Source organism: Enterococcus sp. LJL51, assembly GCF_054871795.1.
Window position 1 is genome coordinate 172,485 of sequence record NZ_JBTXLW010000003.1, and the last position, 23,950, is coordinate 196,434.

Annotated in this window: 22 protein-coding genes, 1 other RNA gene and 1 CRISPR repeat array; of the genes, 4 read left to right on the plus strand and 19 right to left on the minus strand. The window is 39.8% G+C overall.

All coding sequences use genetic code 11. The annotated features are described in order from the left end of the window. Positions 1-48: 48 nt before the first annotated feature. The 9 genes from ACYSNQ_RS04840 to rimM form a co-directional block, all read right to left on the minus strand. Complete coding sequence (locus tag ACYSNQ_RS04840) at positions 49-498, minus strand: PTS sugar transporter subunit IIA (protein ID WP_426081694.1); 450 nt, start codon at positions 496-498, stop codon at positions 49-51. Positions 499-517: 19 nt separating this feature from the next. After that, entirely contained in the window at positions 518-835 is a 318-nt protein-coding gene (locus ACYSNQ_RS04845) for a PTS fructose transporter subunit IIB (protein ID WP_426081695.1), read from the minus strand. A gap of 11 nt (positions 836-846) precedes the next feature. Next, entirely contained in the window at positions 847-1,287 is a 441-nt protein-coding gene (locus ACYSNQ_RS04850; RefSeq protein WP_426081696.1) for a PTS sugar transporter subunit IIA, read from the minus strand. Further along, positions 1,277-2,758 carry a BglG family transcription antiterminator gene (locus ACYSNQ_RS04855; protein ID WP_426081697.1) on the minus strand — a complete coding sequence of 494 codons (1,482 nt, stop codon included), beginning with the start codon at positions 2,756-2,758 and terminating at the stop codon, positions 1,277-1,279. Before ACYSNQ_RS04855 ends, ACYSNQ_RS04850 begins: the two co-directional genes overlap by 11 nt. A gap of 464 nt (positions 2,759-3,222) precedes the next feature. Further along, positions 3,223-3,570, minus strand: a complete 348-nt coding sequence (gene rplS / locus ACYSNQ_RS04860) for a 50S ribosomal protein L19 (RefSeq protein ID WP_426081698.1) — start codon at positions 3,568-3,570, stop codon at positions 3,223-3,225. 813 nt (positions 3,571-4,383) lie between these two features. Continuing rightward, positions 4,384-5,412 (minus strand): YeiH family protein, encoded by a 1,029-nt coding sequence (locus tag ACYSNQ_RS04865; protein ID WP_426081699.1) that lies wholly within the window; start codon positions 5,410-5,412, stop codon positions 4,384-4,386. Between the two features lie 202 nt (positions 5,413-5,614). Then, positions 5,615-5,956, minus strand: coding sequence for a VOC family protein (locus tag ACYSNQ_RS04870; RefSeq protein ID WP_426081700.1), 342 nt, complete (start codon positions 5,954-5,956; stop codon positions 5,615-5,617). Further along, a complete protein-coding gene (gene trmD, locus ACYSNQ_RS04875; RefSeq protein WP_426081809.1) occupies positions 5,953-6,714 on the minus strand; it encodes a tRNA (guanosine(37)-N1)-methyltransferase TrmD in 762 nt (253 codons plus the stop codon). The genes ACYSNQ_RS04870 and trmD overlap by 4 nt, the downstream gene beginning before the upstream one ends. Then, positions 6,704-7,228, minus strand: a complete 525-nt coding sequence (gene rimM / locus ACYSNQ_RS04880) for a ribosome maturation factor RimM (RefSeq protein ID WP_426081810.1) — start codon at positions 7,226-7,228, stop codon at positions 6,704-6,706. The genes trmD and rimM overlap by 11 nt, the downstream gene beginning before the upstream one ends. 319 nt (positions 7,229-7,547) lie before the next feature. Here rimM and ACYSNQ_RS04885 point away from each other — a divergent pair, with 319 nt between their 5' ends. Both ACYSNQ_RS04885 and ACYSNQ_RS04890 read left to right on the plus strand, forming a co-directional pair. Next, positions 7,548-8,147, plus strand: coding sequence for a TVP38/TMEM64 family protein (locus ACYSNQ_RS04885; RefSeq protein WP_426081701.1), 600 nt, complete (start codon positions 7,548-7,550; stop codon positions 8,145-8,147). Positions 8,148-8,307: 160 nt separating this feature from the next. Next, a complete protein-coding gene (locus ACYSNQ_RS04890; protein WP_426081702.1) occupies positions 8,308-10,110 on the plus strand; it encodes a glycerophosphoryl diester phosphodiesterase membrane domain-containing protein in 1,803 nt (600 codons plus the stop codon). Positions 10,111-10,203: 93 nt separating this feature from the next. Here the strand turns inward: ACYSNQ_RS04890 and nth are convergent, their stop codons facing one another. From nth to ACYSNQ_RS04925, 7 genes are all read right to left on the minus strand, one after another. Continuing rightward, positions 10,204-10,854 (minus strand): endonuclease III, encoded by a 651-nt coding sequence (gene nth / locus ACYSNQ_RS04895; protein WP_426081703.1) that lies wholly within the window; start codon positions 10,852-10,854, stop codon positions 10,204-10,206. Between the two features lie 10 nt (positions 10,855-10,864). Beyond that, positions 10,865-11,581, minus strand: coding sequence for a DnaD domain protein (locus tag ACYSNQ_RS04900; RefSeq protein ID WP_426081704.1), 717 nt, complete (start codon positions 11,579-11,581; stop codon positions 10,865-10,867). A 119-nt stretch (positions 11,582-11,700) separates the two neighbouring features. Beyond that, positions 11,701-13,200 (minus strand): carboxypeptidase M32, encoded by a 1,500-nt coding sequence (locus ACYSNQ_RS04905; RefSeq protein ID WP_426081705.1) that lies wholly within the window; start codon positions 13,198-13,200, stop codon positions 11,701-11,703. Between the two features lie 2 nt (positions 13,201-13,202). After that, positions 13,203-14,375, minus strand: a complete 1,173-nt coding sequence (locus ACYSNQ_RS04910) for a THUMP domain-containing class I SAM-dependent RNA methyltransferase (RefSeq protein WP_426081706.1) — start codon at positions 14,373-14,375, stop codon at positions 13,203-13,205. A 232-nt stretch (positions 14,376-14,607) separates the two neighbouring features. Beyond that, positions 14,608-14,976: RNase P RNA component class B (gene rnpB / locus ACYSNQ_RS04915), an RNA gene on the minus strand. An 18-nt stretch (positions 14,977-14,994) separates the two neighbouring features. Then, entirely contained in the window at positions 14,995-15,414 is a 420-nt protein-coding gene (gene gpsB / locus ACYSNQ_RS04920) for a cell division regulator GpsB (RefSeq protein ID WP_426081707.1), read from the minus strand. 91 nt (positions 15,415-15,505) lie between these two features. Next, complete coding sequence (locus tag ACYSNQ_RS04925) at positions 15,506-16,045, minus strand: SLOG family protein (protein ID WP_426081708.1); 540 nt, start codon at positions 16,043-16,045, stop codon at positions 15,506-15,508. Between the two features lie 62 nt (positions 16,046-16,107). Between ACYSNQ_RS04925 and recU the strand changes: the two genes are divergently transcribed. Both recU and ACYSNQ_RS04935 read left to right on the plus strand, forming a co-directional pair. Beyond that, on the plus strand, positions 16,108-16,725 hold the full coding sequence (gene recU, locus ACYSNQ_RS04930) for a Holliday junction resolvase RecU (protein ID WP_426081709.1): 618 nt from the start codon (positions 16,108-16,110) through the stop codon (positions 16,723-16,725). A gap of 30 nt (positions 16,726-16,755) precedes the next feature. Further along, positions 16,756-19,062 carry a PBP1A family penicillin-binding protein gene (locus ACYSNQ_RS04935; protein ID WP_426081710.1) on the plus strand — a complete coding sequence of 769 codons (2,307 nt, stop codon included), beginning with the start codon at positions 16,756-16,758 and terminating at the stop codon, positions 19,060-19,062. A 347-nt stretch (positions 19,063-19,409) separates the two neighbouring features. Here the strand turns inward: ACYSNQ_RS04935 and ACYSNQ_RS04940 are convergent, their stop codons facing one another. The 3 genes from ACYSNQ_RS04940 to rhaM all read right to left on the minus strand — a co-directional run bounded on the left by ACYSNQ_RS04940 (position 19,410) and on the right by rhaM (position 23,941). Next, positions 19,410-21,020, minus strand: a complete 1,611-nt coding sequence (locus tag ACYSNQ_RS04940) for a CTP synthase (protein ID WP_426081711.1) — start codon at positions 21,018-21,020, stop codon at positions 19,410-19,412. A 339-nt stretch (positions 21,021-21,359) separates the two neighbouring features. Beyond that, a CRISPR array of direct repeats spans positions 21,360-22,051; the repeat unit is 30 nt; unit sequence ATTCACATTACACTATGTTTAGATTAAAAC. Between the two features lie 238 nt (positions 22,052-22,289). Next, complete coding sequence (gene fucO, locus ACYSNQ_RS04945) at positions 22,290-23,441, minus strand: lactaldehyde reductase (RefSeq protein ID WP_426081712.1); 1,152 nt, start codon at positions 23,439-23,441, stop codon at positions 22,290-22,292. A 188-nt stretch (positions 23,442-23,629) separates the two neighbouring features. After that, a complete protein-coding gene (gene rhaM, locus ACYSNQ_RS04950; RefSeq protein ID WP_426081713.1) occupies positions 23,630-23,941 on the minus strand; it encodes an L-rhamnose mutarotase in 312 nt (103 codons plus the stop codon). Positions 23,942-23,950 lie beyond the last annotated feature (9 nt).

Genomic DNA, 23,950 nt, shown 5'->3' on the forward strand with positions numbered 1-23,950 from the left:
GCTCCAACCCTTAAGAAGTTTTCGCAGCAAGTTATTTTTGTGGTTGTATTAAGAGAAAGCTTTTACTACATCCTCTGCTGATTTAGACTGAATAAGTTCTGCAACTATTTCATCATTTCCAAGCTTTCTGGCAAACAAAGACAATAGTTTGAGATGGCTGGTTGCTCCATCATTGTCGTCCCCAACTGCAAAAAGAATAATTCCTTTTACACCATTTCCATCCAAAGATTCCCAGGGTATTTCGTTGTTGTTAATGCCAATAGCTACACCAATCGTATTTACATACGAGCTTTTTCCGTGTGGAATAGCTATATAGTTTCCTATACCAGTTTGCCCTTCTGCTTCTCTGGCATAAATATCTTTTATAAATCCATCAATCTCGGAAATATTTCCATTTTTAAGCAAAAGATCAGCTAATTCCCTTAATGCTTCATCTTTCGTTTTTGCATTCATATTTGTTTTTACTGTGTTCAAATCAACAATATCTTTTACTTCCATCATAATTCCTCCTAAGAGTTTACTTATCCTGCGCAATAACTTCCTGCGCTTTTTCAATCAATTTATTAGGTGATTTTACAGCAACCTCTGTGGGAACCTGAATGATTCTTTTTCCTTCAAAACGCTCTCTTCCCGAAATTTTTACATCAATTGCTAAAATCACAATATCCGCTTCCTTAATCTGCTCTTCGGTTAACTCATTTTCAATTCCGATAGTGCCTTGCGTTTCCACGTGAATGTCATGCCCTGCTTTTTTGGCAGCATTCTCCAATTTTTCTTGTGCAATATAGGTATGGGCAATCCCAACAGTACATGCTGCTACGCCTACTATTTTCATCTTTTTTCCTCCTAAAATTCTTGAATTTCTTTATAAAAATCGGTTTCTGTTTCCATAATCAGCAACTTTTCCAAAAATTGCTCATCTGCCAATTTCTTAGTAAATTCGCTGATTTTCTTTTTTTCTTCAATCGTCTCATCTTTCTTTAGTAAGATGGCAATGATTAATTTTATATTTCGAATATCTTTCGTCCATTCGGTAATTTCTTCTTTTAAACGAATTAAATAGACTTCACTTTTTCCTAACAGAGAACTTTCCAAATGGGGCAATACAACCTGTTCCGCAATCTGGGTATTTCCAACCTTTTCTCTCTCAACTAAAGAATGAACAATCTGCTTCTTCTCTTCAATTCCTAAAAATGGAACAGCTGTATCAGCAATGAATTGATAGACTTGCTCTTTAGAAATTGATGCTTGATTTAGGAAAACCTGATATAAAGGGTTAGCGTTCATGGTATATCTCCTCGATCTTCCTCTGAAGTCTGTGCTGATCGTCCACAGTAAACATTGCACTCACTAATAAAGATTTAATAGATAGGCTGTCCTGCAAGTGAATGGTTGTGAGAATCAATTCAATATCAGAATGTTTTTTTAAAGACTTTGCTACATTTCGAGTAGCAACAACATCGACAATTTGTAGTTCAGGAAATTTTTTCTCAACTTTTACTCTGAGTAACTCAGAAGTACCTACCCCAGTTGTACACATAATCAACGTTCGAATAGGCAGCTGGTTGGTTTCAATAATTCGAGCAAAGTATAGCGTAATGAAGCCATTTTCATCTTCATTGATGACTGGTAATTGATATTTTTCACTCACTGCATCCGATACATCTGTTATTTTGCTAAAAATCATTTCATAAGTCATTTTTATTTGGTCCAGCAAACTATTTTTTACTCGTATGCCATTTTCAAGTCGATTCAGCATTGGCTTAATATGATTAGCCAGCTCTAGAAAAATCGTATCATTGGCAATTAAAATCTTAAGGTGCGTACTCATCTCATCTAAATAAAACTGAGTAATTTGCATAACTCTAGGAGAAAAGTTGGTTGCTTTACTGAATGAGCCCTGCATTCTGGAAGAAACTAAGTATTGATATAGATAGTACGCTTCTATTTTGGGAAGTTGTTTATTCAAATAATTTTCGATATTTTGAATGGTTGCTTGAGCAACTTCCTTAAGTGCTAAATCCTTTTTTAGTTCTGTTTTTTCCTCGTTAGATAATTTTGATTTTTCAGAAACAACAACTTTTCGCGAACGGCTAATTAAGATATACAAATGCGAAAATATATTTACGTTGTATGGATATGGAATCATAATATCCAGCTTCTTTTCGATAATTCTTAATTGATCCAATACGAAAAGTACATCATAGTTATTAAAATTCAGCTCTTTAGTGGTTCGAAGATCATCAATATCAATAATATTCAGCATCTGGATTCTGTCAGATATAGCTTTTCTAATAGCCCCTTCTTCGCCAATAACAGCCAATGTCCGGTTTTTACGCCTGAGAGTCAAATCATACCTTTTTAATTCTTCCGCTAACCGTTGTTCATCACTGAAAATCACTGAATCTCCAACATAATATTCTTCAAACAACTCATAAACATTTTTAGGTTTGGGAGCAGACAACAATAATTCCTCTAAAATTCGACTACGCCGTTCTTTTGGTGAAAAACTGCTTTTTTTATCAAATGACTGATGGTTTTGCTTCATATATCTTTCGTAGTCTAACTTGTATCCCCGTCCTTTCTCAGATAATATGAGAGAACCCTCTAAGACTTCATCGTTAATCTTTTTTATTAAACGATAAACAGTCTTAGAAGAGGCATTTAGCGCTGCTGCCAATTCTTCTGCGGTCATATAATCTTGTTTTTTCGAGAGAAGCAACAATAACTTTTGCTCACGTTCTTTTTTCGAACTCATAGCAACCCCTCCTTGATATATTTATCATAACTCATTTAATAGAAAACGCTTCCCTAATTTTTGTCCCTTACAATGGTCACTTTTGTGAACCATTAGAACTGTTACGGAAAATCATTTAGGCTTCCAGCTAAAGTGTATCTGAAAAGTAGAGCGGCAGCTAAATTTTTCAAGGATTATTGTGAAAATCAAGAAAAACATAGCTTGTGTGGTGCATCAGCGAGCCGCCAGTTCTGTTTACTTTAGTATCTTAACAGAATGATAAGCGCTGTTTCGATAAATTTTCTTTGAAATAAACAAGTACCACTTATCTTCGAGAGATAGTTATATAAAGATTCACTGTTAAAATTTTCGGACACGCTCTAAATATAACAGGCTGCTTTTATATGTTGTTGTAATAAATAACTAATAAAAACAAAAAAACCTCTTGATAATCAAGAGGTTTTCGTATAGACAATAACGAATTATTATCTTCTGATTTCTTTGATACGAGCTGCTTTTCCGTGTAATGCACGCAAGTAGTACAGTTTTGCACGACGTACTTTACCGTAACGAACAACTTCAATTTGAGCGACACGTGGTGTATGTACAGGGAATGTACGTTCCACACCTACACCGTTAGAAATTTTACGTACTGTGTAAGTTTCGCTGATTCCAGCTCCGCGGCGTTTGATTACTACACCTTCAAAAATCTGGATACGTTCGCGTGTTCCTTCGACTACTTTCGCGTGAACACGAACTGTGTCCCCAGGGCGAAATGCAGGAATATCTGCACGCAGTTGTTCTTTTGTTAATTCTTCGATCAATGGATTCATTTTATCCTTCTCCTTATACCGAATATTCTTATGAGCATACTCGTCACAGCGGAATACCGTAATAGTTGAGCACTTTTGCACTCACCAATGAATTTTACCACAGCACCTAATGTCTGTAAAGATTTTTTTCTTTACAAGTATCAAGGAAACCCGCCAACTCAAAGATAGTTTCTTTTTTTGATAGCTGCAGCTTTATTTAAAATCACTAGTGTTTCAAAGAAAATAAGACGGTTCATCATGTTTCAGACTAATAGAATAAGCAGTGAGCCGGAAGCAACTCGGTAGAAGATCATGGCCGATTTCATTCCTAAATGAAGTCAAACAAGCTGTAGCTGAACTTGAAAAACAGCTTGTAATTCCTCATTTGCTTTTAACACTGCTTGTTCTTGGTTCTGAAGCATAGCTATCCATAGACAAAAAAGTCCTTTATGCTACTCTTGGCAGAATCTAACCATAAAACAGCTGTATTTTCGTAGCGAGCATGGGGCAAAGAATCAAGTAATTATTGCACTGATCCCCTCACTATTAACCTACTTGATCAAGAGAGAACTGCGAACAAGAGCCAGCCTGTTTCAGCTAAAGCGCTCCTTTCATTATCTGAAGTTTGAGCCAGCAGAAAATTGGTTGGAGAGAAACAGGCCTGATGGCTAAACATTTCAAGTGAAGGATATCGCACTTGGTTTTAGTTAAATAGTTCGTACAAATTCTAAAAAAGAGTCATCCATTGCTTAAGCATTCGAATTTTCACCTTGTTCACAGATTAATATTTTCAGATTATATCTCTACAACTCTAATGATTTAAAATACCTTGAATCAATTCAACAGTAAGAAAATCAATGCTAAAGCGGCAATTGTTTGAAAGCCGCCCACTGAAATACCGTAAATCATAAAACGCGGGCCTTCCTTCAAGAACTTTTTCAAATTTAGTCTAAGCCCAATCGCTGCTAGAGCAGTTGTTTCAAACCAGGTGCTGACAAAGTGGGCAGAGTCAGAGATCAATGTGGGCAGCTGAAATAGACTATTTATAATACAGACAACTAAAAATCCTGTAACATACCAAGGCAGCGATTGTTTCTTTTTTTTCACTGAAACAGATGCTTCCGCTGTTGATAATACGCTTCCTCGATTAGCCCATTTTTCAAAAACAAATACAACCACCACCAGCATCATAATACGCAAAATCTTGAACAGCATTGCAAACTGAACCACATCCTGATTAATTAGACTGGCACCAGCTACGACCTGACCTACGGATTGAAGGGTACCGCCTAGCAGAGCGCTTTTAGGAATCAGCTCTGAAAAGAGCTGCTGACCAAGAAAGGGCAGTGTCAGCATCATTACTGTTCCTAATAGATTAACCAAAGTGATAATTTGTCCCTTTTCTTCATCCTTTGCACCAATTGCTGGTGCAATTGAGGCGATGGCAGAAGAACCACAAACTGCATTGCCTCCTGCCATCATTAAAGACATTGATTGATTAAAGCCTAGTTTTTTTCCTATCCAGTAGGTAAAAACAATTGTTCCAGCCATTAGTAGTAGAACAAACAGCACACCCATAACTCCCATTTCTGCGATGGTTTGAAAAGTTACGGTTGCTCCTAGTAATACGACTGAGAACTCCAACAGCTTGCTTTCAGCGAATTTTGTACCTGCATCCAGCTGGTCTTGATGTCCTATTGTGTTGCCCAAAACGATTCCTAAGAGAATCGCAATTGTAGCACCACCCAGCTGCGGTAAAAAAACAGCCAAGCCTTTACTAATCACAGCAACAATTACTGCCAATGACAGTCCCAGTAGAATAGGACTTTTTCTCAAATTATTAATCCATTGTTTTATCTTCATGTTATTTTCCCCTCACATTTCTTCATCATTATACCTCGTCTTTATCATTCATATGATGAATTATCATGATAGGTACTATTACGAAACTCAATGAAAACTATTACATATAAATAAAATCAACATTTTCATTATACAAAAGAAAATGTTGATTTAGAAAAAATTCTGTTCTTGAAAATTCTCTTTTCAGGAAGCAGATAGTTATTTAAATTTTTGACCGTAATGCAAATTGATTATTTTCAGGATCTATAAACAGTGCATTGCGATATCCCCATGGCTGATCTTGAGGCGGAGCAATGACTGGCACATCCATTTTTATTAGCCGTTGAAACTCCTGATCCACATTCTCTACATCAAATACCAATGCAACAACTGGCGACGGTACAGCTGCTTTATCTGGATTTTTTAGAATCGCCAAGGTCATTCCTTCACATAGAATATCCTGATGAATGTCATCTCCCTTGCCTGCAACTTGAAGTAGCTGACAATAAAAATTACTTAACGCCGGCACATCCTCTGCCAAAAGACAGATACCGCTAAATTTCATTCCTCAATCTCCTTTGCAGCCTCACGCGTCTCTTTTTCAATCTCATCAAGCAGCTTTTTCATTTGTTCCGTCAATTCTAGTTTGTCCAACATGTCCGGCCGTCTTAAAAAAGTTCTCCGCAGTGATTCTTTTAGCTGCCATTCCTCAATCAGTTTATGGTTGCCGTTCATCAGTACTTCAGGAACCATCATCCCTTGGAATTCAGCAGGACGTGTATATTGAGGATGCTCAAGCAAACCTGTTGAATGAGAATCCGTTTGAGCGGATAAATTATTGCCCAGCACTTCTGGAAGCAAACGTACCGTGGCATCCACCATAACCATTGCGCCCAGCTCACCGCCAGTCAGCACGTAATCCCCTAGAGAAACTTCGTCGGTTACCAAGGTTCGAATCCGTTCATCGTACCCTTCGTAATGACCACAGATAAATACCAAATGTTCTTCTCCAGCAAATTCTTCCGCCGTTTTCTGATCAAACTGCTTGCCAGCCGGATCCAACAGAATCACTCGTTTTTTTGTCTCCGGTGTCCGTTCATTGATAGCAGCAATTGTGGAAAAAATAGGCTGTGCTTTTAACAGCATTCCTGCGCCGCCGCCATAGGGATAGTCGTCCACCATTTGGTGCTTATTATCAGAGTAATCTCTAAAATTATGCACTTGAATCTGCAGCAGTTCTTTTTCCACTGCTTTGCCAATAATCGATTCTCCCAGCGGCCCTTCAAACATCCTAGGAAACAAAGTTAAGATATCAATCTTCATCGTCAATCAAACCTTCCGGAATCTCCACTGTGATTTCACCCTTCTCAATATCAACCTTCTTAACAACCGATTCAATGTAGGGAATCAAGGCATCTTTTTTCTTCACACGCTGTACTACCCAGACATCATTCGCTCCAGGAGATAGAATTTCTTTTACCTTACCGATTTCTGTTCCGGCTTCATCAATGACCTTCGAGCCAATAATCTCATGGTAATAGAATTCGTCTTCATTTAACGTGTTTAATTGATCCTTAGCAACTTTCAAAATACCATCCCGATATTTTTCTACATCATTAATCGATGGATGTCCCTCAAAGCTTACAATATCGAAATTTTTATGCTTGCGATGACTTTTAATCGTCAATTCTACCGGATTTTTTCTTTCCTGAAATAACAGTAAGACTGCCCCTTTTTTATAGCGAAGCTCTGGAAAATCCGTCTGAGAAATCACACGAACCTCTCCTTTAAGTCCTTGAGTATTTACAATTTTGCCAACGTTTAGATAGTCTGTCACTCGTAGCCCTCTTTTCATTCATAATCCTTTATAGTTTATCACTTTTAGCGATTGAATACCACGAACAATTATATGCCAGGGTAAATAACCAAGTCCTTCTGCCGCTTTTATTCTACATCTCAGGATGTAGGCGATAATCGGACCATAACTTTTTATTCTTTCGGGCTAAAGTTTGATGTACATCCTTTTAAAATACACTATAATAATTATAGAAATGCTTCCTTACAACTTTGTTATTCAATTTTGTTATGGATTGATGTTAAAATAGAAATATCTTAAAAAGCTTAACTAGCAAAACCATTACAAGGAGCTGAGAAAAATGAGTATTGCCCTTTCCAGAAAAATTATCCAGATGATCTCATTCATTGGCATCATCGCTACTATAATCGTGACTATTTACTTTTTAAAACTGGGTGTTTTCCAGGATACTAATGCCTTGAGAGGATTAGTGGGCGATTCCGTCATTCTCGGTCCTGTAATTTTTATGCTCATTCAGATTATTCAGGTAGTTATTCCAGTTATTCCAGGTGGAATTAGCTGTGCGGCAGGCGTTTTAATCTTTGGTCCAGTTGCCGGCTTCATCTATAACTATGTGGGAATTGCAATAGGTTCAGTCATTATTTTCATCTTGAGTCAAAAATATGGAAAACCGCTGATTCTTAGTCTGATTAGCGACAAGACTTATAATAAATACATTGGCTGGCTGGATAACGAAAAACGCTTTGAACGATTGTTTGCCTTCGCCATTTTCTTCCCGGTTGCTCCTGATGATGCACTTTGTTTGATGGCTGGTCTGACAAAAATGTCTTTAAGAAAATTTACGATGATTATTATTTTTGCGAAGCCATTCTCTATTGCAGTATACAGCTTAGCGCTGATGTATGGAGGAACGTTCCTGAACTCTTTATTAGGCTTTTAAGCAGAAAAATTTTATACTATAATTACAGAGGACGAGGGAGAAGTATTCAGCTGCTTTAAAAGAGCTGCTTCTGTCTCGTTCTTTTATGCTAATGATTTATTTTCCAGAGAGCACTTAGCTGCAACTCGGAAAGATGCTAACACAGATAGGATGACGAACAATGAACTATTTAAAAAACAGTCTAATTAATATTGTTGATTTTCTAAAAAGCACGACCGCCTATTTCCGGGATGTTCTTCTTCTTCACGGATTTATGCTTTTTATTCTGCTCCCTTCTTTATCAAGCTTGACCAAATTTATCCTGCGTCGGGGCAATATTGATTATCTGTCCTACGACTCTATCGGAATTATTCTAAAAGAGCATCCGGCTGTTTTAATCTCTCTCCTGCTGGTACTAACCGCCATCGTGATCAGTGTCTTTTTTGAATTTACGTTCTTATTGTTAAGTGTATTTTTTATCAAAAAGAAAGAACCGATTTCTTTAAAACAGCTCTTAGCTGGTACCTTTAGCCAAATCAAAAAGATTAAGCCCAGCACATTCTTATTCTTTTTATTCTACTTCTTTCTTATTTTGCCTGTTAGCGGTTTAAATTTTAACTCTGATTTACTTGCTAAGATTAAAATTCCAGCGTTCATTTTGGACTATATTTTTGCTAATCGGGTGATTATTATCGCCGCAGTAATTATTGCTTATCTGCTGTTGATTTACCTATCTATCCGTTTAATATTTGCACTGCCGGAAATGATTTTAAGAGATCGGAAATTCAAAGAAGCTGTTGCAGAAAGCTGGCAGCTGACCAAAAACCGTTTCTTTAAAATTATTGGTCAATTTATTGCCATCGGCGGAACGATTCTTCTGATCTCTATCATTGGCTATACAGCCATTTTCATTTTTCAATCCTTTATGGAAGCTCAGTTTCCCACTTATGCGCTGCAAAGTGCGGTAGCAGCTATGACGCTGCTGCAGCTGATGTTTCTGCTGAATATTATCTTTTCTACTGTAGGTATTTTTTATATCACGATTGATTTTATGGATGATGAGGGCTTCCTGCCGACGTTACCTTCGTGGTTTGAAAAGGAAGAAAATGCACCTGCTGCCCCTTGGACCTTTACTAAAGTAATGCTGTTTGCTGTCGCTGCGGCTCTTTTCGGTATGGGTGTTGGGACATATAATACCAATTATCTAAGTAATTATTCAATCAAAGAACCTTTGACCATTTCCCATCGAGGCGTTGATGACACAAACGGTGTTCAGAACAGTCTGGAAGCTATGAGAAAAACCAGTCAGCTTAAGCCTTCTTATATCGAAATGGATATTCAGGAAACCAAAGATCACCAGTTTGTGGTGATGCATGATTTTAATCTTAAAAATCTGACTGGTGTGAATAAACGGCCGAATCAGCTGACCTTAGCTGAATTGGAAAAACTGAAAGCGAAAGAAAACGGGCAGGAAGCTTCGGTTGTATCCTTTGATGCTTATCTGGCAGAAGCGAAAAAACTGAACCAGCCGCTGCTCATCGAAATAAAAGCCACTCCTCAGGATAGTCCAGATATGCTGAACAACTTTATTAAACGCTATAAGGATATCATCATAAAGGAAAAGCATATTATTCATACACTAACCTTTGATATTGCAGAAAACCTAAAGGAAAAAGAACCAGATTTTCAAGTGGGCTACATTTTACCATTTAATATTATCGGTCCGCCTATTTCTAAGGTAGATTTTTTTACAATGGAGTACACCACCTTGAACCGAAACTTTATCGATGCCGCTCATAATGACGGCAAAAAGGTCTATGCCTGGACAGTCAACGATGAAGATACAATGACTCGGATGATGTTCTACGGCGTAGACGGACTTATCACAGACCAGATGGAGCTTTTAAAAGAGACTATCAAGACAGATTTAAAAGAACCCACCTACTCTGATAAGCTTTTCTATTTCGTTACAGGGATTGGTTAAAAAAGAAGCCCGAAAGCCTGAGAGATTCTCTCACGCGCTTTCGGGCTTCTTTCGTTTACTAACACTCTTTAGCTTCAGACTTTGCTTAAAATATTAAGCTTTTGCTCTCATTCGCTCTTTCCCATCCTGACACATGTACAACAATGGGCATACCTCACATTTGGGATTTCTAGCCAGACAATGGTAGCGGCCAAAAAAGATCATTGTATGATGGGTTTTGACCCACAGCTCCTTGGGAACCTTCTTCATCAATGTTTCTTCAACCTCAGTCACGTTTGCATCCAGCTTGCAAATCCGCAGCCGCTTGGATACACGTTCGACATGAGTATCCACCGCAATCGCCGGTTCTCCAAACGCATCTCCCATGACGACATTTGCTGTCTTTCTGCCAACTCCCGGAAGAGAAATCAATTCTTCTCTTGTTTTAGGCACAGTGCCGTTAAAGCGCTCCAGCAGTTGAGCTGCACAGGCTTTGATGTTTTTGGCTTTATTTCTGTACAAGCCAATCGTTTTAATCTTGCTGATAATATCATCCACCGGCGCTTCTGCCAACGCTTCAGGAGTTGGATATGCAGCAAATAAAGCAGGAGTCGCCTTATTTACCGATACATCGGTTGCTTGTGCACTAAGAATAACCGCTATCAACAGCTCAAAAGGATTCTTATGCTGAAGCTCCCCAACTGCTTCCGGGAACATGTCATACATAATCTGAATGGCTTCCATTGTTTTTGCTTTTGAAATCATTACCTTCCTCCTATTCGCTGTCTTCAGGATTCAGCCAATTGTGCAGTGTTACCTTAGGCAGCGGCTCCTGTACGCTGCTCTCTGCTTCAATTTCTTTTTGCTGCAGCGCCTGCTTGCGCCGCTTCTGATCTTCGGCTATCTGTTCCTTTGTAGTTAAATTCTTTCTTTCCCATGCCAGTAATATCCGGTCAATATATTTTAAGCTATATGCCTGATTCAAAACGGCTTCTCTAAGGGCTAATCGGATGACCTCCGGTTTATAACCATCTGTTTCCAGCCACTGCCCAATCATTTCCAGTTCAATAGGCGAGAGCGGACGTGAAAATTCTTTTTCAAAATCCTGATAAAGTGTTTTCACTGCATTTTCCTCTGACTGCTGTTCCTTTTGAATCAATTGTTTCTTCTGCAAACCGGCAATCTTATCAAATATCGGCAGCAAATCGTAGGTATCCATCATCTGACCCTGCTCATTTTGCTTTGTATCAATTCGAATATATCCTCTGGAAACCAGCTCGTTCAACAGCTGATAAACCTTCTCCTTCGGTTTTTCTAGCATCTCGCTAATTGCCAGCAGGTCGGGGAAAAGGTCCCCTTTTTTTTGGGAACGGTAAAGCTGCAGCCAAAACAGAAATTCTTCATCACTCAATCCGATTTTCCGATAATTTTCGATAACAAGATTAGAAACGACGGTTTCCCCGGCTTGTAAATAATCATTAATGGATAACACAGCTGTCCATCCCCTTCTTATCTATAAAAATAGTTCTAAGCAGCTCTCAGCAGCATTCAAAATGAGCTTGTTTTATCTATTTTAGCATAAAATAGTTTAGAACAAACACTCTCTATGACCTATTTTTCAACTTGATAAACATCAAAATAAACAGACTTCATATAATCAAGTAAATAAGAGGCCTTCAGCTCTTCTCCAGTAGCACCGACAATCAGCTCATTCGGCTTTTTCGAAGCCCCGTAACGATGGATTTTCTCTGTCATCCAGTTATAAATTGGTGAATAATCATCTGAAAGAAGGACCTCATCAACGGCAACCTCCTGCTGCAGCGCATGATTCAGCTGGGCAGCGTACATATAACCTAACGCATACGATGGAAAATAGCCAAAGCTCCCGCCAGACCAGTGAACATCCTGCAAGACTCCTTCTAAATCATTCTGCGGGCGAATCCCTAAATATTCTTCATACTTGTCTGCCCAAATAGCAGGCAGCTGTTCCAAATCAACAGCATCATTGAAAATCATTTTTTCTATTTCATAACGAATAATGATATGCAGAGGATACGTAAGACTGTCCGCTTCAATCCGAATTAAGCTGGATTTAGTTTCTTTTAACCCTTTATAGAATGTATCAAAATCAATATCGTCAAAGGTTCCCTCTGTACATTTCTGGAACAGCGGATATTGTTTCTGCCAAAAATTCCGATTGCTGCCTAAAATGATTTCATTAAACAAAGACTGTGACTCATGAATACCCATTGAAGCCCCTGTTGACAATGGCGTGTAATCATATTTTGAATCGATGTTTTGCTCGTAAATACCATGTCCGGCTTCATGAATAACACCAAACACAGCCATTGAGAAGTTTTGCTCATCCCAGCGGGTAGTAATCCGGGCATCGTTGCGGTTCAAATCAAGCATGAAGGGATGAACCGTATCATCCAAACGTCCTTTAGAAAAATCGTAGCCCAGCTGTTCAGCAACCCTTGTTACAAATGTCCGCTGCTGCTCCTTTGAAACCTTTCTATTCAGAAAATCTGTCCGCGGCGGTGTTCCTTTTTCTGCCAATTCTTTTCTTAGTTCAATAATGCCGGTTTTCAGCTCAGCAAAAAGCTGATCCAGTTTTTCCACTGTTAACCCCGGTTCATACTGATTTAAAAGAACATCATAGGGGGTCTTTTCATCCTTTTGCCAATAGGGAATAAATTCTCTTAAATAGGAAACAAGACGGCTGATAGATGGTTTCATGCCCGCAAAATCCTGATCTGCTCTAGCCTGCAGCCAGGCAGCATGAGCGTTAGAAATCTCGCCGTGATACGCCTGCATGCGCTCAGCGGGGATGCGGTGGTTTCGCTCGAATTCTTCCTTAATCTCCTTGAAAACCTCCCCGCCAACCTCTGAAAGCTTCTCAGGATGCTCAGAAAAAAAGGTTACTGCTTCCTGAATAATTGGTCCTGTACTTTTTTCAAATGCCAGCTTGTTAATATAACCGACAACTTCTCCACGAAATTCATTGGAGCCTTCCGGCATACCAGTCTGGCTATCCCATTCAAGCAAGCCTAATGACTGGTTCAGTAAATCAATTTCTTTTACTTCCTTCAGAAACTGTTGTTCATTCATGCCTATCCCTCTTTCTCCTCATTTCTTGGCTTCCTAGGCGGACGTTCTCCCCAAAATTGAAACAGATCCGTTCTCAATGCACCATTATACAGTTTTCTTTTCTTCGTCGCCTTCGCTCCATAATATTGCTCAAAGGTTAAATCACTAGTCAGAATGTATTTACTCCAAGTTTTTAATGGACGGAAGACCTCGCCCATTTCTTTATAAAGCTCCCGAACCGTCTCCTCTTCGCCCAAACGCTCACCGTACGGAGGATTGGCAACAATTACTCCATACTCTTTATCTGTAGAAAAATCCTTCACTGCCAGTTGCTTAAACTGGATAGAATCACCTAAACCAATCTCTGCCGCATTTGCCTTGGCTATCTCAATCATCCGCCCGTTGATATCTGAACCGGCAATATCAAGCACTGCATCATAGTCAGCCTGCGCTTCTGCCTCTGCTCTCACTTTTTCAGTTACTGCTGAATCAAACCAATCCCAAGCTTCAAAAGCAAATTCCCGGTTAAAGCCTGGAGCAATATTGTGGCCAATCAAAGCAGCCTCAATACACAAGGTTCCTGAACCGCAAACAGGATCATAAAATGGCCGGTCCTTGCGCCAGTTCGTCAGCATCACCAAAGCCGCCGCCATATTTTCTTTCAGCGGTGCGCCGCCCTTATCCAAGCGGTACCCCCGTTTAAATAAGCTAGGACCTGTCGTATCCAATGTCACAATCACATGATCCTTCAACAGTGCAACCTCTAGCTGAAAAAATGCGCCTGTCTCTGGCAGCGGTACACTAGCAGGACGGTGGTATACCTCTCTTAAACGATTAACAATCGCCCGTTTCGTAATTGCCTGACAGTCTGGTGTACTGTAAAGCTTGGATTTTATTGATTTACCTGCTACTGGAAACTCTGCATCAAAGGGTAAAAAATCTTCCCAGGGCAAAGCTTTCACCTGTTCAAAAAGCTCATCAAACGTAAAAGCATCAAACTCACCCACGATGATTTTCACTCGGTCTGCTGTACGCAGCCAAAGATTAGCCGTAGCAATCGTCTCCATCGTTCCTTCAAACCTTGCCCGTCCATTTTCAACTTCACAAGGAATCCCTAAGTCTCTCAGTTCTTTTCCTACTAATGCTTCTAGACCGCTGGCTGCTGTTGCTACCAGCTGATATGTTTTATTTGCCATGTTATGCGCCTTCTTTCTATTATAGTGCTGCTTTGTTTACTGTTCATGCTCCAAATCAACCGTAATTTGCTCTTTCTTCTGCAAATCTGCTGTTTGTCATCGGATTTTTTTAATCAACCCAGAATCTGGATGAAAAATTCGTTTCTGCTGCATTTTTCAAACAAGTCCTAGTCTTTTTCGAAAAAAAAGCCTTCACAACAACGTTGGAAGGTCAGCCTGATTGCCTGTAATTTTCTGTAAGCCATGTTCTGTATCAAATCCTCTCAGGTAAAAGAATCTGATGGTTACCATCTATCTGCAGATATTTCTGCCTCTTCTACTCGTTCATTTCCTTTAGAAGAGTGCCCCTACCATTGTTTGGGTTGCTCGCTCGAGGGGTTTACCGCGTTCCACCAGCGTCGTTTCCCACGCTGCTTCGTCACTGTGGCACTTTCAAGGATACTCAGGCATAGCCGAAGCCTTAGCCCTTTTTCCTGCCGTTATTCTCAAAGGAATACCTTAGCTTATGGTTTCGCTAAGCACGAACACTACAGACATCTCAGTCTGTGCGAGCATGGACTTTCCTCAGCCTGATTTAATCAAACCGCGGTAACCCGAAAATTACAGGATCATGATAGTTTTAGAATTGACGTGTTTCTGTGTTGTCGATTGGTGTTTGCGGTGCCGGTTCGTAAACTGGCGCTGCATGGTGTGTTGGCGCCGCAGCTGGTGTATCATCCAGCTTCTTGCCAAAAACCTCACGCTCCAAATTAGAGAGACGTTTCAGAATATCAAAGTTAGTTACGGCTGCACTCTTAGGCGCATCTGGAACTACTGAGCTTCTGCCCGGCATAGACGGCTGCACTTTAGCTGCCTGATCAGCCTTTGCGGAAAGTCTGCTGTTTTCTTCCTGTAAAGCAAGGATTTCTTTGTTGTATGCTTCATAATCCTTGATGACGTTATCCAAAAATTCATCCACTTCAATCGGATCATAACCACGCATTTTTGATTTAAACTCTTTTTGTAAAATTTCCTTTGGGCTGTATATCAAGTTTGCCATATCTACACCTCATATTTATATTTCTGTACTCGAATTCACAATTCAACATTTTCATTGTATCTAAAAACAGGCGGAAAATCAAACAGATTCTCTATTCTAATGCAAAATTTTGTAAATCATCCATGGAAATCATCCGTTTTTCATAGAAATGGGTTTCGGAAAACTGTTCTGCTTCCTTCTCAAAAAACAACGTCTTCCCTGGATATTCTTTATCATATATAAGCAGACAGCCTTGTGTATGATCTAAAATGAATGCAGTATGACTCTTGAGCTGTGCCGGCGATTGATACGGCTGCCGGCTGACATAATCAACGTAGTCGGCATTTGCCTCGATTTTTTCAAGCAGCTCTTTATTTTTTTCATTCCAGTTTTCACCGAACCCCATAAATGGATAAATCACACCCAGATTGACTTCATATTCTTCTTTCAGCTCCAGCACAATTTCTCCTGCCCAAAGCTCTACACCCAAATTTCCGGCAATTAAAAACCACTGAACTCCCTCTTCCAGAAAGTTAATCAGTTCACTTTTTAACACTTTTTTAATAACCCCGACTTTCGGGTCATTTTCCTGAAATACATTGAGTTCAAAGCTTCTATAGCCCGTAACAAAGACAGTTTTTATTACTTCCATAAGAGTTTCCTTTTCTTTCGTTCACATTTTTTGCTATAATATTCGCTAGGAGTGTGATATAAATGGTTTTCCATTATCCAAATGGTACTCCCTTCAATAATAATGAAGCAAACAATCAAAAAAAACAAGAGAAAAAGAAACCTGTCGACTTTGCTAAACGGGGCATGAATTTTGAAGACGAGATTAATCTAAGTAATACTTATTACCTAAACCGTCGTCTTGCTGTGATTCATAAGAAACCCACCCCTATTCAAATCGTTAAGGTTGACTATCCTCGGAGAAGTGCTGCTGTCATCAAGGAAGCTTACTTCAGACAAGCTTCCACCACAGATTATAATGGTGTATATAAAGGGTATTATCTAGATTTTGAAGCAAAAGAAACCAAGAACAAAACATCTTTTCCTTTTAAAAACTTTCACCAGCATCAGATTGATCATATGGCACAATGCCTTGAGCAACAAGGAATCTGCTTCGTGCTATTATGGTTTTCTTCACTGAACCGCTGCTTTTTTCTAAGTGCTGAAACGCTCATCCATTATTGGACAGAACAGCAGACAGGAAAAAAATCCCTGCCACTGAAAGTACTTGAAACCGAAGGAATAGAAATCAAGCTGGGGCTAGCACCCAGAGTGCCGTATTTAGATGCAGTCGCGCGCTATCTTGAAAAGAAGACTGACTGATTTTTGTTAAGATAAAGGAGTAGGTAGTATATGTCAAGCGAATTAGGGACACGTTCACAGAAACATTCCCATTTCTCAGCTGGTTCAGCCCCGACTGGTTCAGGGTCAAACGGCCAGCCGAAAAAAAAGAAAAATATTTTTATTCGAATATTAATTGTTTTAGTCTCATTAGGCTTTACAGCACTTTTAGGCGGTGCCATTCTTTTTTGGTTCTACGCAAAGGATGCGCCAGATTTAGATGACGACCGGCTAAGCGATACAGTTTCTTCAAAGCTTTATGATATCAATAATAACGTTTTTGAAGAACTAGGGTCTGAAAAGCGGGAGCTGATTCAGCCGAATGACGTGCCTCAGCTGCTGAAAGACGCAGTTGTCTCTGTAGAGGACAAGCGCTTTTATAAGCACAACGGGGTTGATCCTATTCGGATTATTGGTTCTGCCTTTTCAAATTTCAAAACCGGCGGACTCCAAGGAGGTAGTACCTTGACTCAGCAGCTGATTAAGCTTTCCTTCTTTTCAACAAAGGAATCTGATCAGACATTGAAACGGAAGGCTCAGGAAGCCTGGATGGCCGTCAAGCTGGAAAGAGAAAAATCAAAAGACGAGATTCTTACCTATTATATCAACAAGGTATACATGGCAAACGGTCTTTACGGGATGCAAACAGCAGCTGAAACTTATTTTGGCAAACCTTTGTCAGAACTGAACCTGCCGCAGACAGCGATGCTTGCCGGGATGCCCCAAGCACCTAATGACTATGACCCTTATGTCCATCCTGATCTAGCGAAAGAACGGCGCGATGTTGTTCTTTATACGATGAAAGAAAATGATAAAATTAGCACTGCTGAATATGAACAGGCGAAAGCAGCGCCGATTGAAGATGGTCTGCTGCCTCAAAGTGAATCAAGCGATGAAAGAAAAATCGTTGATAATTACGTTACAGCAGTAATTGCTGAAGTAGAAGAAAAAACTGGTAAAAATGTTTATACTGACGGCCTTGATATCTACACAAATCTTGATATGGAGGCGCAAAAGAAATTATTCGACATCATTAACACTGAGGAATACGTTGCTTACCCAGATGAGAATATGCAGGTTGCTTCTACTGTCGTTGATGTTCAGACTGGCCAGGTACGCGCTCAGATTGGCCGACGGAATGTCCCTGATGATGTTCAGCGAGCGGAAAATCTAGCGACAAATAATCGGCGAGACATGGCGTCTACGATGAAACCATTGATTGACTATGGACCAGCGATTGAATACTTGGATTATTCTACTGGTAAAATTATGTACGATCAGCCAACGACTTATACAGATAAAACACCTGTTTATAACGCCGATTTACAATATTATGGCGCACTCACTATGAGACGGGCGATTATGGGTTCACGAAATACCACAGCTGTTCAAACATTTAACGCAGTTGGAAAAGATAAGGCTGGAGAATTTCTTAAAAATCTAGGCATTGAATTCAAGACCTTAAATGAAGCAAATGCGATTTCCAGTAATATGAACGAGGGCGAAGATGCTAAAGAATATGGCGTTTCTTCCTTAAAACTGGCTTCTGCTTATGCCGCTTTTGCAAATGGCGGAATGTACAACAAGCCTTCGTATATTCACAAGGTGGTCTATCAAGACGATTCTGAAGAAGAATTTGCTCCTGAAAGTAAACGGGCAATGAAAGAATCAACTGCCTATATGATGACAGATATGCTTAAGGATGTTATTAACGGCGGAACAGCATTTAACGCCGGCATTGACGGCTTGATTCAAGCTGGCAAAACTGGAACAGCCAACTATACAGATGCTGACCTTGAAAAAATTGGTATTTATTCAAATATTGCACCAGACAGCACATTTGTTGGCTACACTACGCATTATGCTGTTTCAGTATGGACCGGCTACGACGACCGTTTGACACCGATTCATTCAGAATACTGGGGAACTGCATCAGATGTATACCGTGAAATGATGACTTACCTATCTCAGAATGTTTCAAACGATGACTGGGTTATGCCGGACGATGTTGTTCGAATTGGTGCTGAGCTTTATGTTAAAGGTGCAACCAATCAACAGGCTCCTGTATACACCTCCAGCTATTCGACTGAAAGCAGCACGACAAGTGAATCCAGCAGTACAACGGATTCTACTTCAAGTACATCTACATCAGAAGCACCTGTCGTTCCGCCAACAGAAACATCGACACAAGAACCACCAACTCAAACGTCAGAACCAACGCCGCCAACAACTGACAGCAGCGACGTCACACCACCTGTTACTCCTGGCGGCGGTGATGGCGAAAATGCCGAGAATGATAACCCCGCTGCACCAGGCTGATTACAATTAGGAAAGTGAGTGGGACATAAGTACATGCCTGAACTCTTATTTCTCTAAAATCCGAATAAACGGCGTTCCAGTCTTTGTATGCTTCGAGGATTGCAACAGAGTGAGAACCGTAGACGCAAAAGTAGCTCTCTCAAACAATAAGGCGAGTCAGAAACATGATGTTCTTTATCATGAGACTGACTCGCCTTACTGCTGAAGTAAGCTTGCTCGTAAAGCCAAACATTGGCAAAATACTTTTCTGTGTAGCCTTTACAGGATACCTAGATAGCTTATTCCCCTTTATCAATAAAAAAGCATCTGAGCCAAAAAACTCAGATGCTTTTCTCTATTTTTAAGTACTAATTACTTTGACTATTTTTAAGAGCCGCTCCGACAAATCCCTGAATCAATTTTTGCGGACGGTTCGGACGGGAAATCAATTCCGGATGGAACTGACAGCCCACAAAGAATTTCTTCTCTGGAATTTCAACAATTTCAACCAGACGGTTATCTGGAGATACACCAGAAAAGACTAGACCATTTTCTTCGAAAATCTGACGGTATTTATTGTTAAATTCATAGCGGTGACGATGGCGTTCCTGAACAACCTCTTGATTGTCATAGGCCGCTGCCGTGACGCTGCCTTTTTTTAGTTTGCAAGGGTACAGTCCTAAGCGGAGAGTTCCACCCAGATTCTCTACATTTTCCTGATCTGCCATTAAATCAATAATATTATTGGTAATATCCGGATTGGTTTCTGCTGATCCGGCATCTTCTAAGCCAACCACATTACGGGCAAATTCCACGCAAGCCATCTGCATACCAAGACAGATTCCTAAAAATGGTACATCACTTTCACGAGCATAGCGAATTGCTTCAATTTTCCCTTCAATCCCGCGATCACCAAAGCCTCCTGGAACCAAAATCCCATCTGCTCCGCTAAGTAATTCACCAACATTTTCAGCCGTTACTGCTTGTGAATCTACCCAGTCAATTTCAATTTCTGAATCAAATGAAAAGCCTGCATGCTTCAAGGACTCTACTACTGAAATATACGCATCTGGTAGTTCAACATATTTTCCAACAAGAGCAATTTTGGTTTTCTTTTTCAGGTTTAATACTTTTTCTTCCAATGCACGCCATTCGGTCATATCTGCAGCAGGAGCATCAATCTTCAAATGGTCACAGACAATCTGATCCATGTTTTGTGCTTGTAAAGCCAATGGAATTGAGTAAAGCGTTTCTACATCTCTTGATTCAATAACTGCTTCCGGTTCTACATCGCAGAATTGCGCCAATTTATTTTTAGTTCCTTGAGAAACAGGTAATTCCGTTCTAACGACTAAGATATTTGGCTGGATACCCAGACCACGCAGTTCTTTCACACTATGCTGTGTCGGCTTGGTTTTCATTTCTCCAGCAGCCTTTAGATAAGGAATTAGGGTTGTATGGATATACATCACATTGTCTGTTCCTACATCAGCTTTCATCTGACGCAAAGCTTCCAGAAACGGCAGAGACTCAATATCCCCTACTGTTCCGCCGACTTCTGTAATGATGATATCAGAATCGGTCATTTTCGCTGCACGCATAATCTTGTCTTTGATTTCATTGGTAATATGAGGAATAACCTGAACAGTTGCCCCTAGATACTCCCCCTTACGTTCTTTTCTAAGAACTTCGGAATAAATTTTTCCTGTGGTAACATTTGAATACTTGTTTAAATTGATATCAATAAAGCGTTCATAATGTCCTAAATCCAAATCTGTTTCGGCACCATCATCTGTAACGAATACTTCTCCATGCTGATAGGGACTCATTGTTCCCGGATCCACATTAATGTAAGGATCAAATTTTTGAATCGTCACCTTTAAACCGCGATTTTTAAGTAAGCGTCCGAGAGAGGCAGCTACAATTCCTTTTCCGATTGAGGAAACAACGCCACCGGTAACAAAAATATATTTTGTCATAATTACAAAAACCCCTTCTTTTCTTATGATAATTTTGGAGAGGATATTGAACAGCTTTTATTCAGACATATCTAGCTAGGAAATTAACGAATCTTCACCGACATACCAAATAAAAAAAGAAAACGCCCCTATCCAAAAAGAATAGGGAGCGGATAATGTTCAATTTCTGACCTTCTCAAAGGTGCCCAAGTAGTATAATACAAGCAAAATCGCTCAAGGTCAAGTATTAATGAACAGATCTTATATTGGCTCTTTAAAACATAAAGAATTCAAGTTTATGTCAACAATGTGTTTAGATTAAAACTTTGAAGGAGGCACACAAAGTGCTACACGTTCAATATTCACATTACACTATGTTTAGATTAAAACCCTGACTCTGTTCCGTTTCTATGCTTAATGTATGCAATTCACATTACACCATGTTTAGATTAAAACAACTTGCTGAATAAAGCAAAAGAACTAAAGAAAGATATTCACATTACACTATGTTTAGATTAAAACACCAACAACCGAGCAGATAGGCATTGATTTTGACGAATTCACATTACACTATGTTTAGATTAAAACCGAAAATAATGTGTAATCATGTTCATACCATGCAACATTCACATTACACTATGTTTAGATTAAAACAGGGATAAAGCCGAGTGCCTGCTCCGAGAAGAGCGTATTCACATTACACTATGTTTAGATTAAAACTTAATCGCAGATTTACCGAAGCGTTTAGCGATTTTATTCACATTACACTATGTTTAGATTAAAACTGGTCCTTTTCTTCCTGTAGAAGCAATATGAAAAGCTATTCACATTACACTATGTTTAGATTAAAACTCGAACTTGTTTTATATGATGAATTTCAGGCTGATGAAATTCACATTACACTATGTTTAGATTAAAACGATAGAAGGTATTCAGAAAGCCGTCTCAGGTTCGTCATTCACATTACACTATGTTTAGATTAAAACGTCTACTCCATAGCCACCGTAACGAGCGATAATTTCATTCACATTACACTATGTTTAGATTAAAACCGGCTCTTGTTTAGCCCTTGCTATGACTGAGCTGAACAGGGCATTTCTGTCGACCTCGCTTTTTTTTGCTCTTTATTTATAGATTTTAGAGCACTTTTAACAAGAAGTCAATAATATCAAGGTTTTCGTCTGCTGTCGATCCCCCGTTCTTTTTACAGTATTGACGGTCGACAGATAAAAAACTCGCTGAAATCTTCTATCGAGTAGAAGTTCAACGAGTTTTCTTCATTCATATATCTTACATCAGGCTTTGATAAAGAGAAATAATCTCTTCCACTGAAGCATCTCTTGGATTGCCTGGTGTACAGACATCTTTAAAGGCATCAGCAGCAATCTGTGGAATGTCTTCAGCTTTCACGCCCAGTTCAGAAATGGTAGCTGGGATTCCTACATCCTTGCTCAACTGATCAATCCCTTCACAGGCTGCATCACGCACCGCTTCGATGGACAATGTTTCTGCGTCTTTAATCCCTAATGCTAGGGCGATATCCCGATACTTTTCTCCGGTAAAATCCTTATTAAATTTCATAACCGTTGGCAATAAAGAAGCGCAGGCCACACCATGAGGAATGTTATACCAAGCACTCAATGGATGGGCCATCCCGTGAACTAGTCCCAATCCTACATTGGAAAAGCCCATACCGGCAATATATTGTCCCAGCGCCATGGCTTCCCGTCCAGCCTGATGACCAGCGACAGAGTCTTTTAGCGAACGACCGATGATTTCAATCGCTTTGATATGAAGCATATCCGTCATTTCCCAGGCACCTTTGGTAATATAGCCTTCAATCGCATGCGTCATGGCGTCCATGCCTGTAGCGGCAGCCAGTGCCTTCGGCATTCCCATCATCATATCACTGTCTACAAAAGCCACAATTGGAATATCATGAGGGTCGACACAAACAAACTTACGATGGTTCTCTTCATCTGTTATTACGTAGTTAATTGTTACTTCCGCTGCAGTACCTGAAGTGGTTGGCACGGCTAAGATAGGCAAGCAAGGCTGCTTGGTTGCCGCCACGCCCTCCAAGCTGCGGACATCAGCGAACTCTGGATTGTTTACAATAATCCCGATTGCTTTCGCTGTATCAATAGGAGAGCCGCCGCCAATCGCAATAATGCAGTCTGCTCCGGCCTCCTTGACTGCCTCTACGCCATCTTTGACATTCTGAATTGTAGGATTTGGAACAATTCCGTCATAGACACTATAGCTAATACTTGCTTCATCCAACAGAGCCGTAACCTTTGTTGCAACTTCAAACTGCACCAAGTCCTTGTCGGTAATCACAACCGCTTTTTTAAAGCCTCTTTTTTGGAATTCTCCCGGCACTTCTGCAATTGCCCCTTTTCCAAAATACGATGTTTCGTTTAATACCATTCTGTTTGCCATTTCCTATTTCCTCCTCATGTGTTATTTTTCACAAGTTTATCTAAAAGAGAGACGGTTCCAAGCCGCAGCTCTTCATTTCTGCGCAAAAGTAAACGTTTCCCAATTACCCTTACCATGCCTTCCGCTGCAAAAAATCCTTGAAGAAAAAGAAGCTGAAACAGAATCCTCTTTTTCTTCAATCTATTCCATTATAATTCAAATACTGGCAACAGGTCCTCTGCAACTGGCGAGTTATCTGGATTGGTTTCCATAATATCTGCCATGTAATCCCACCATTTGCGGTTAATAGCTGTTGCTGCTGTTTTTCCCCACAGCAGTTCATCTTTTATCTCCAGATAAGCAAAAAGTGTACTTGTTTCCGAATCCAAAAAGATTGAATAGCTCACTGCGCCGTATTCTTTAAGCATTTGTTTCATTTCCGGCCATAGCTCATCGTGCCGTTGCTTATATTCTTCATGCTTATCAGGATATACTTTCATTTTCACTGCTTTTTTAATCATCTAAGCACT

Excerpts from the sequence above, each read along its gene's own strand:
- ACYSNQ_RS04845 (WP_426081695.1), bottom strand. The coding sequence starts at position 835 with ATGAAAATAGTAGGCGTAGCAGCATGTACTGTTGGGATTGCCCATACC.
- ACYSNQ_RS04865 (WP_426081699.1), bottom strand. The coding sequence starts at position 5,412 with ATGAAGATAAAACAATGGATTAATAATTTGAGAAAAAGTCCTATTCTA.
- gpsB (WP_426081707.1), bottom strand. The coding sequence starts at position 15,414 with ATGGCAAACTTGATATACAGCCCAAAGGAAATTTTACAAAAAGAGTTT.
- ACYSNQ_RS04840 (WP_426081694.1), bottom strand. The coding sequence starts at position 498 with ATGGAAGTAAAAGATATTGTTGATTTGAACACAGTAAAAACAAATATG.
- trmD (WP_426081809.1), bottom strand. The coding sequence starts at position 6,714 with ATGAAGATTGATATCTTAACTTTGTTTCCTAGGATGTTTGAAGGGCCG.
- ACYSNQ_RS04925 (WP_426081708.1), bottom strand. The coding sequence starts at position 16,045 with ATGGAAGTAATAAAAACTGTCTTTGTTACGGGCTATAGAAGCTTTGAA.
- fucO (WP_426081712.1), bottom strand. The coding sequence starts at position 23,441 with ATGGCAAACAGAATGGTATTAAACGAAACATCGTATTTTGGAAAAGGG.
- recU (WP_426081709.1), top strand. The coding sequence starts at position 16,108 with ATGGTTTTCCATTATCCAAATGGTACTCCCTTCAATAATAATGAAGCA.
- rhaM (WP_426081713.1), bottom strand. The coding sequence starts at position 23,941 with ATGATTAAAAAAGCAGTGAAAATGAAAGTATATCCTGATAAGCATGAA.
- ACYSNQ_RS04855 (WP_426081697.1), bottom strand. The coding sequence starts at position 2,758 with ATGAGTTCGAAAAAAGAACGTGAGCAAAAGTTATTGTTGCTTCTCTCG.
- nth (WP_426081703.1), bottom strand. The coding sequence starts at position 10,854 with ATGATTTCAAAAGCAAAAACAATGGAAGCCATTCAGATTATGTATGAC.
- ACYSNQ_RS04905 (WP_426081705.1), bottom strand. The coding sequence starts at position 13,200 with ATGAATGAACAACAGTTTCTGAAGGAAGTAAAAGAAATTGATTTACTG.
- ACYSNQ_RS04935 (WP_426081710.1), top strand. The coding sequence starts at position 16,756 with ATGTCAAGCGAATTAGGGACACGTTCACAGAAACATTCCCATTTCTCA.
- ACYSNQ_RS04940 (WP_426081711.1), bottom strand. The coding sequence starts at position 21,020 with ATGACAAAATATATTTTTGTTACCGGTGGCGTTGTTTCCTCAATCGGA.
- ACYSNQ_RS04890 (WP_426081702.1), top strand. The coding sequence starts at position 8,308 with ATGAACTATTTAAAAAACAGTCTAATTAATATTGTTGATTTTCTAAAA.
- ACYSNQ_RS04885 (WP_426081701.1), top strand. The coding sequence starts at position 7,548 with ATGAGTATTGCCCTTTCCAGAAAAATTATCCAGATGATCTCATTCATT.
- ACYSNQ_RS04850 (WP_426081696.1), bottom strand. The coding sequence starts at position 1,287 with ATGAACGCTAACCCTTTATATCAGGTTTTCCTAAATCAAGCATCAATT.
- ACYSNQ_RS04870 (WP_426081700.1), bottom strand. The coding sequence starts at position 5,956 with ATGAAATTTAGCGGTATCTGTCTTTTGGCAGAGGATGTGCCGGCGTTA.
- ACYSNQ_RS04910 (WP_426081706.1), bottom strand. The coding sequence starts at position 14,375 with ATGGCAAATAAAACATATCAGCTGGTAGCAACAGCAGCCAGCGGTCTA.
- rplS (WP_426081698.1), bottom strand. The coding sequence starts at position 3,570 with ATGAATCCATTGATCGAAGAATTAACAAAAGAACAACTGCGTGCAGAT.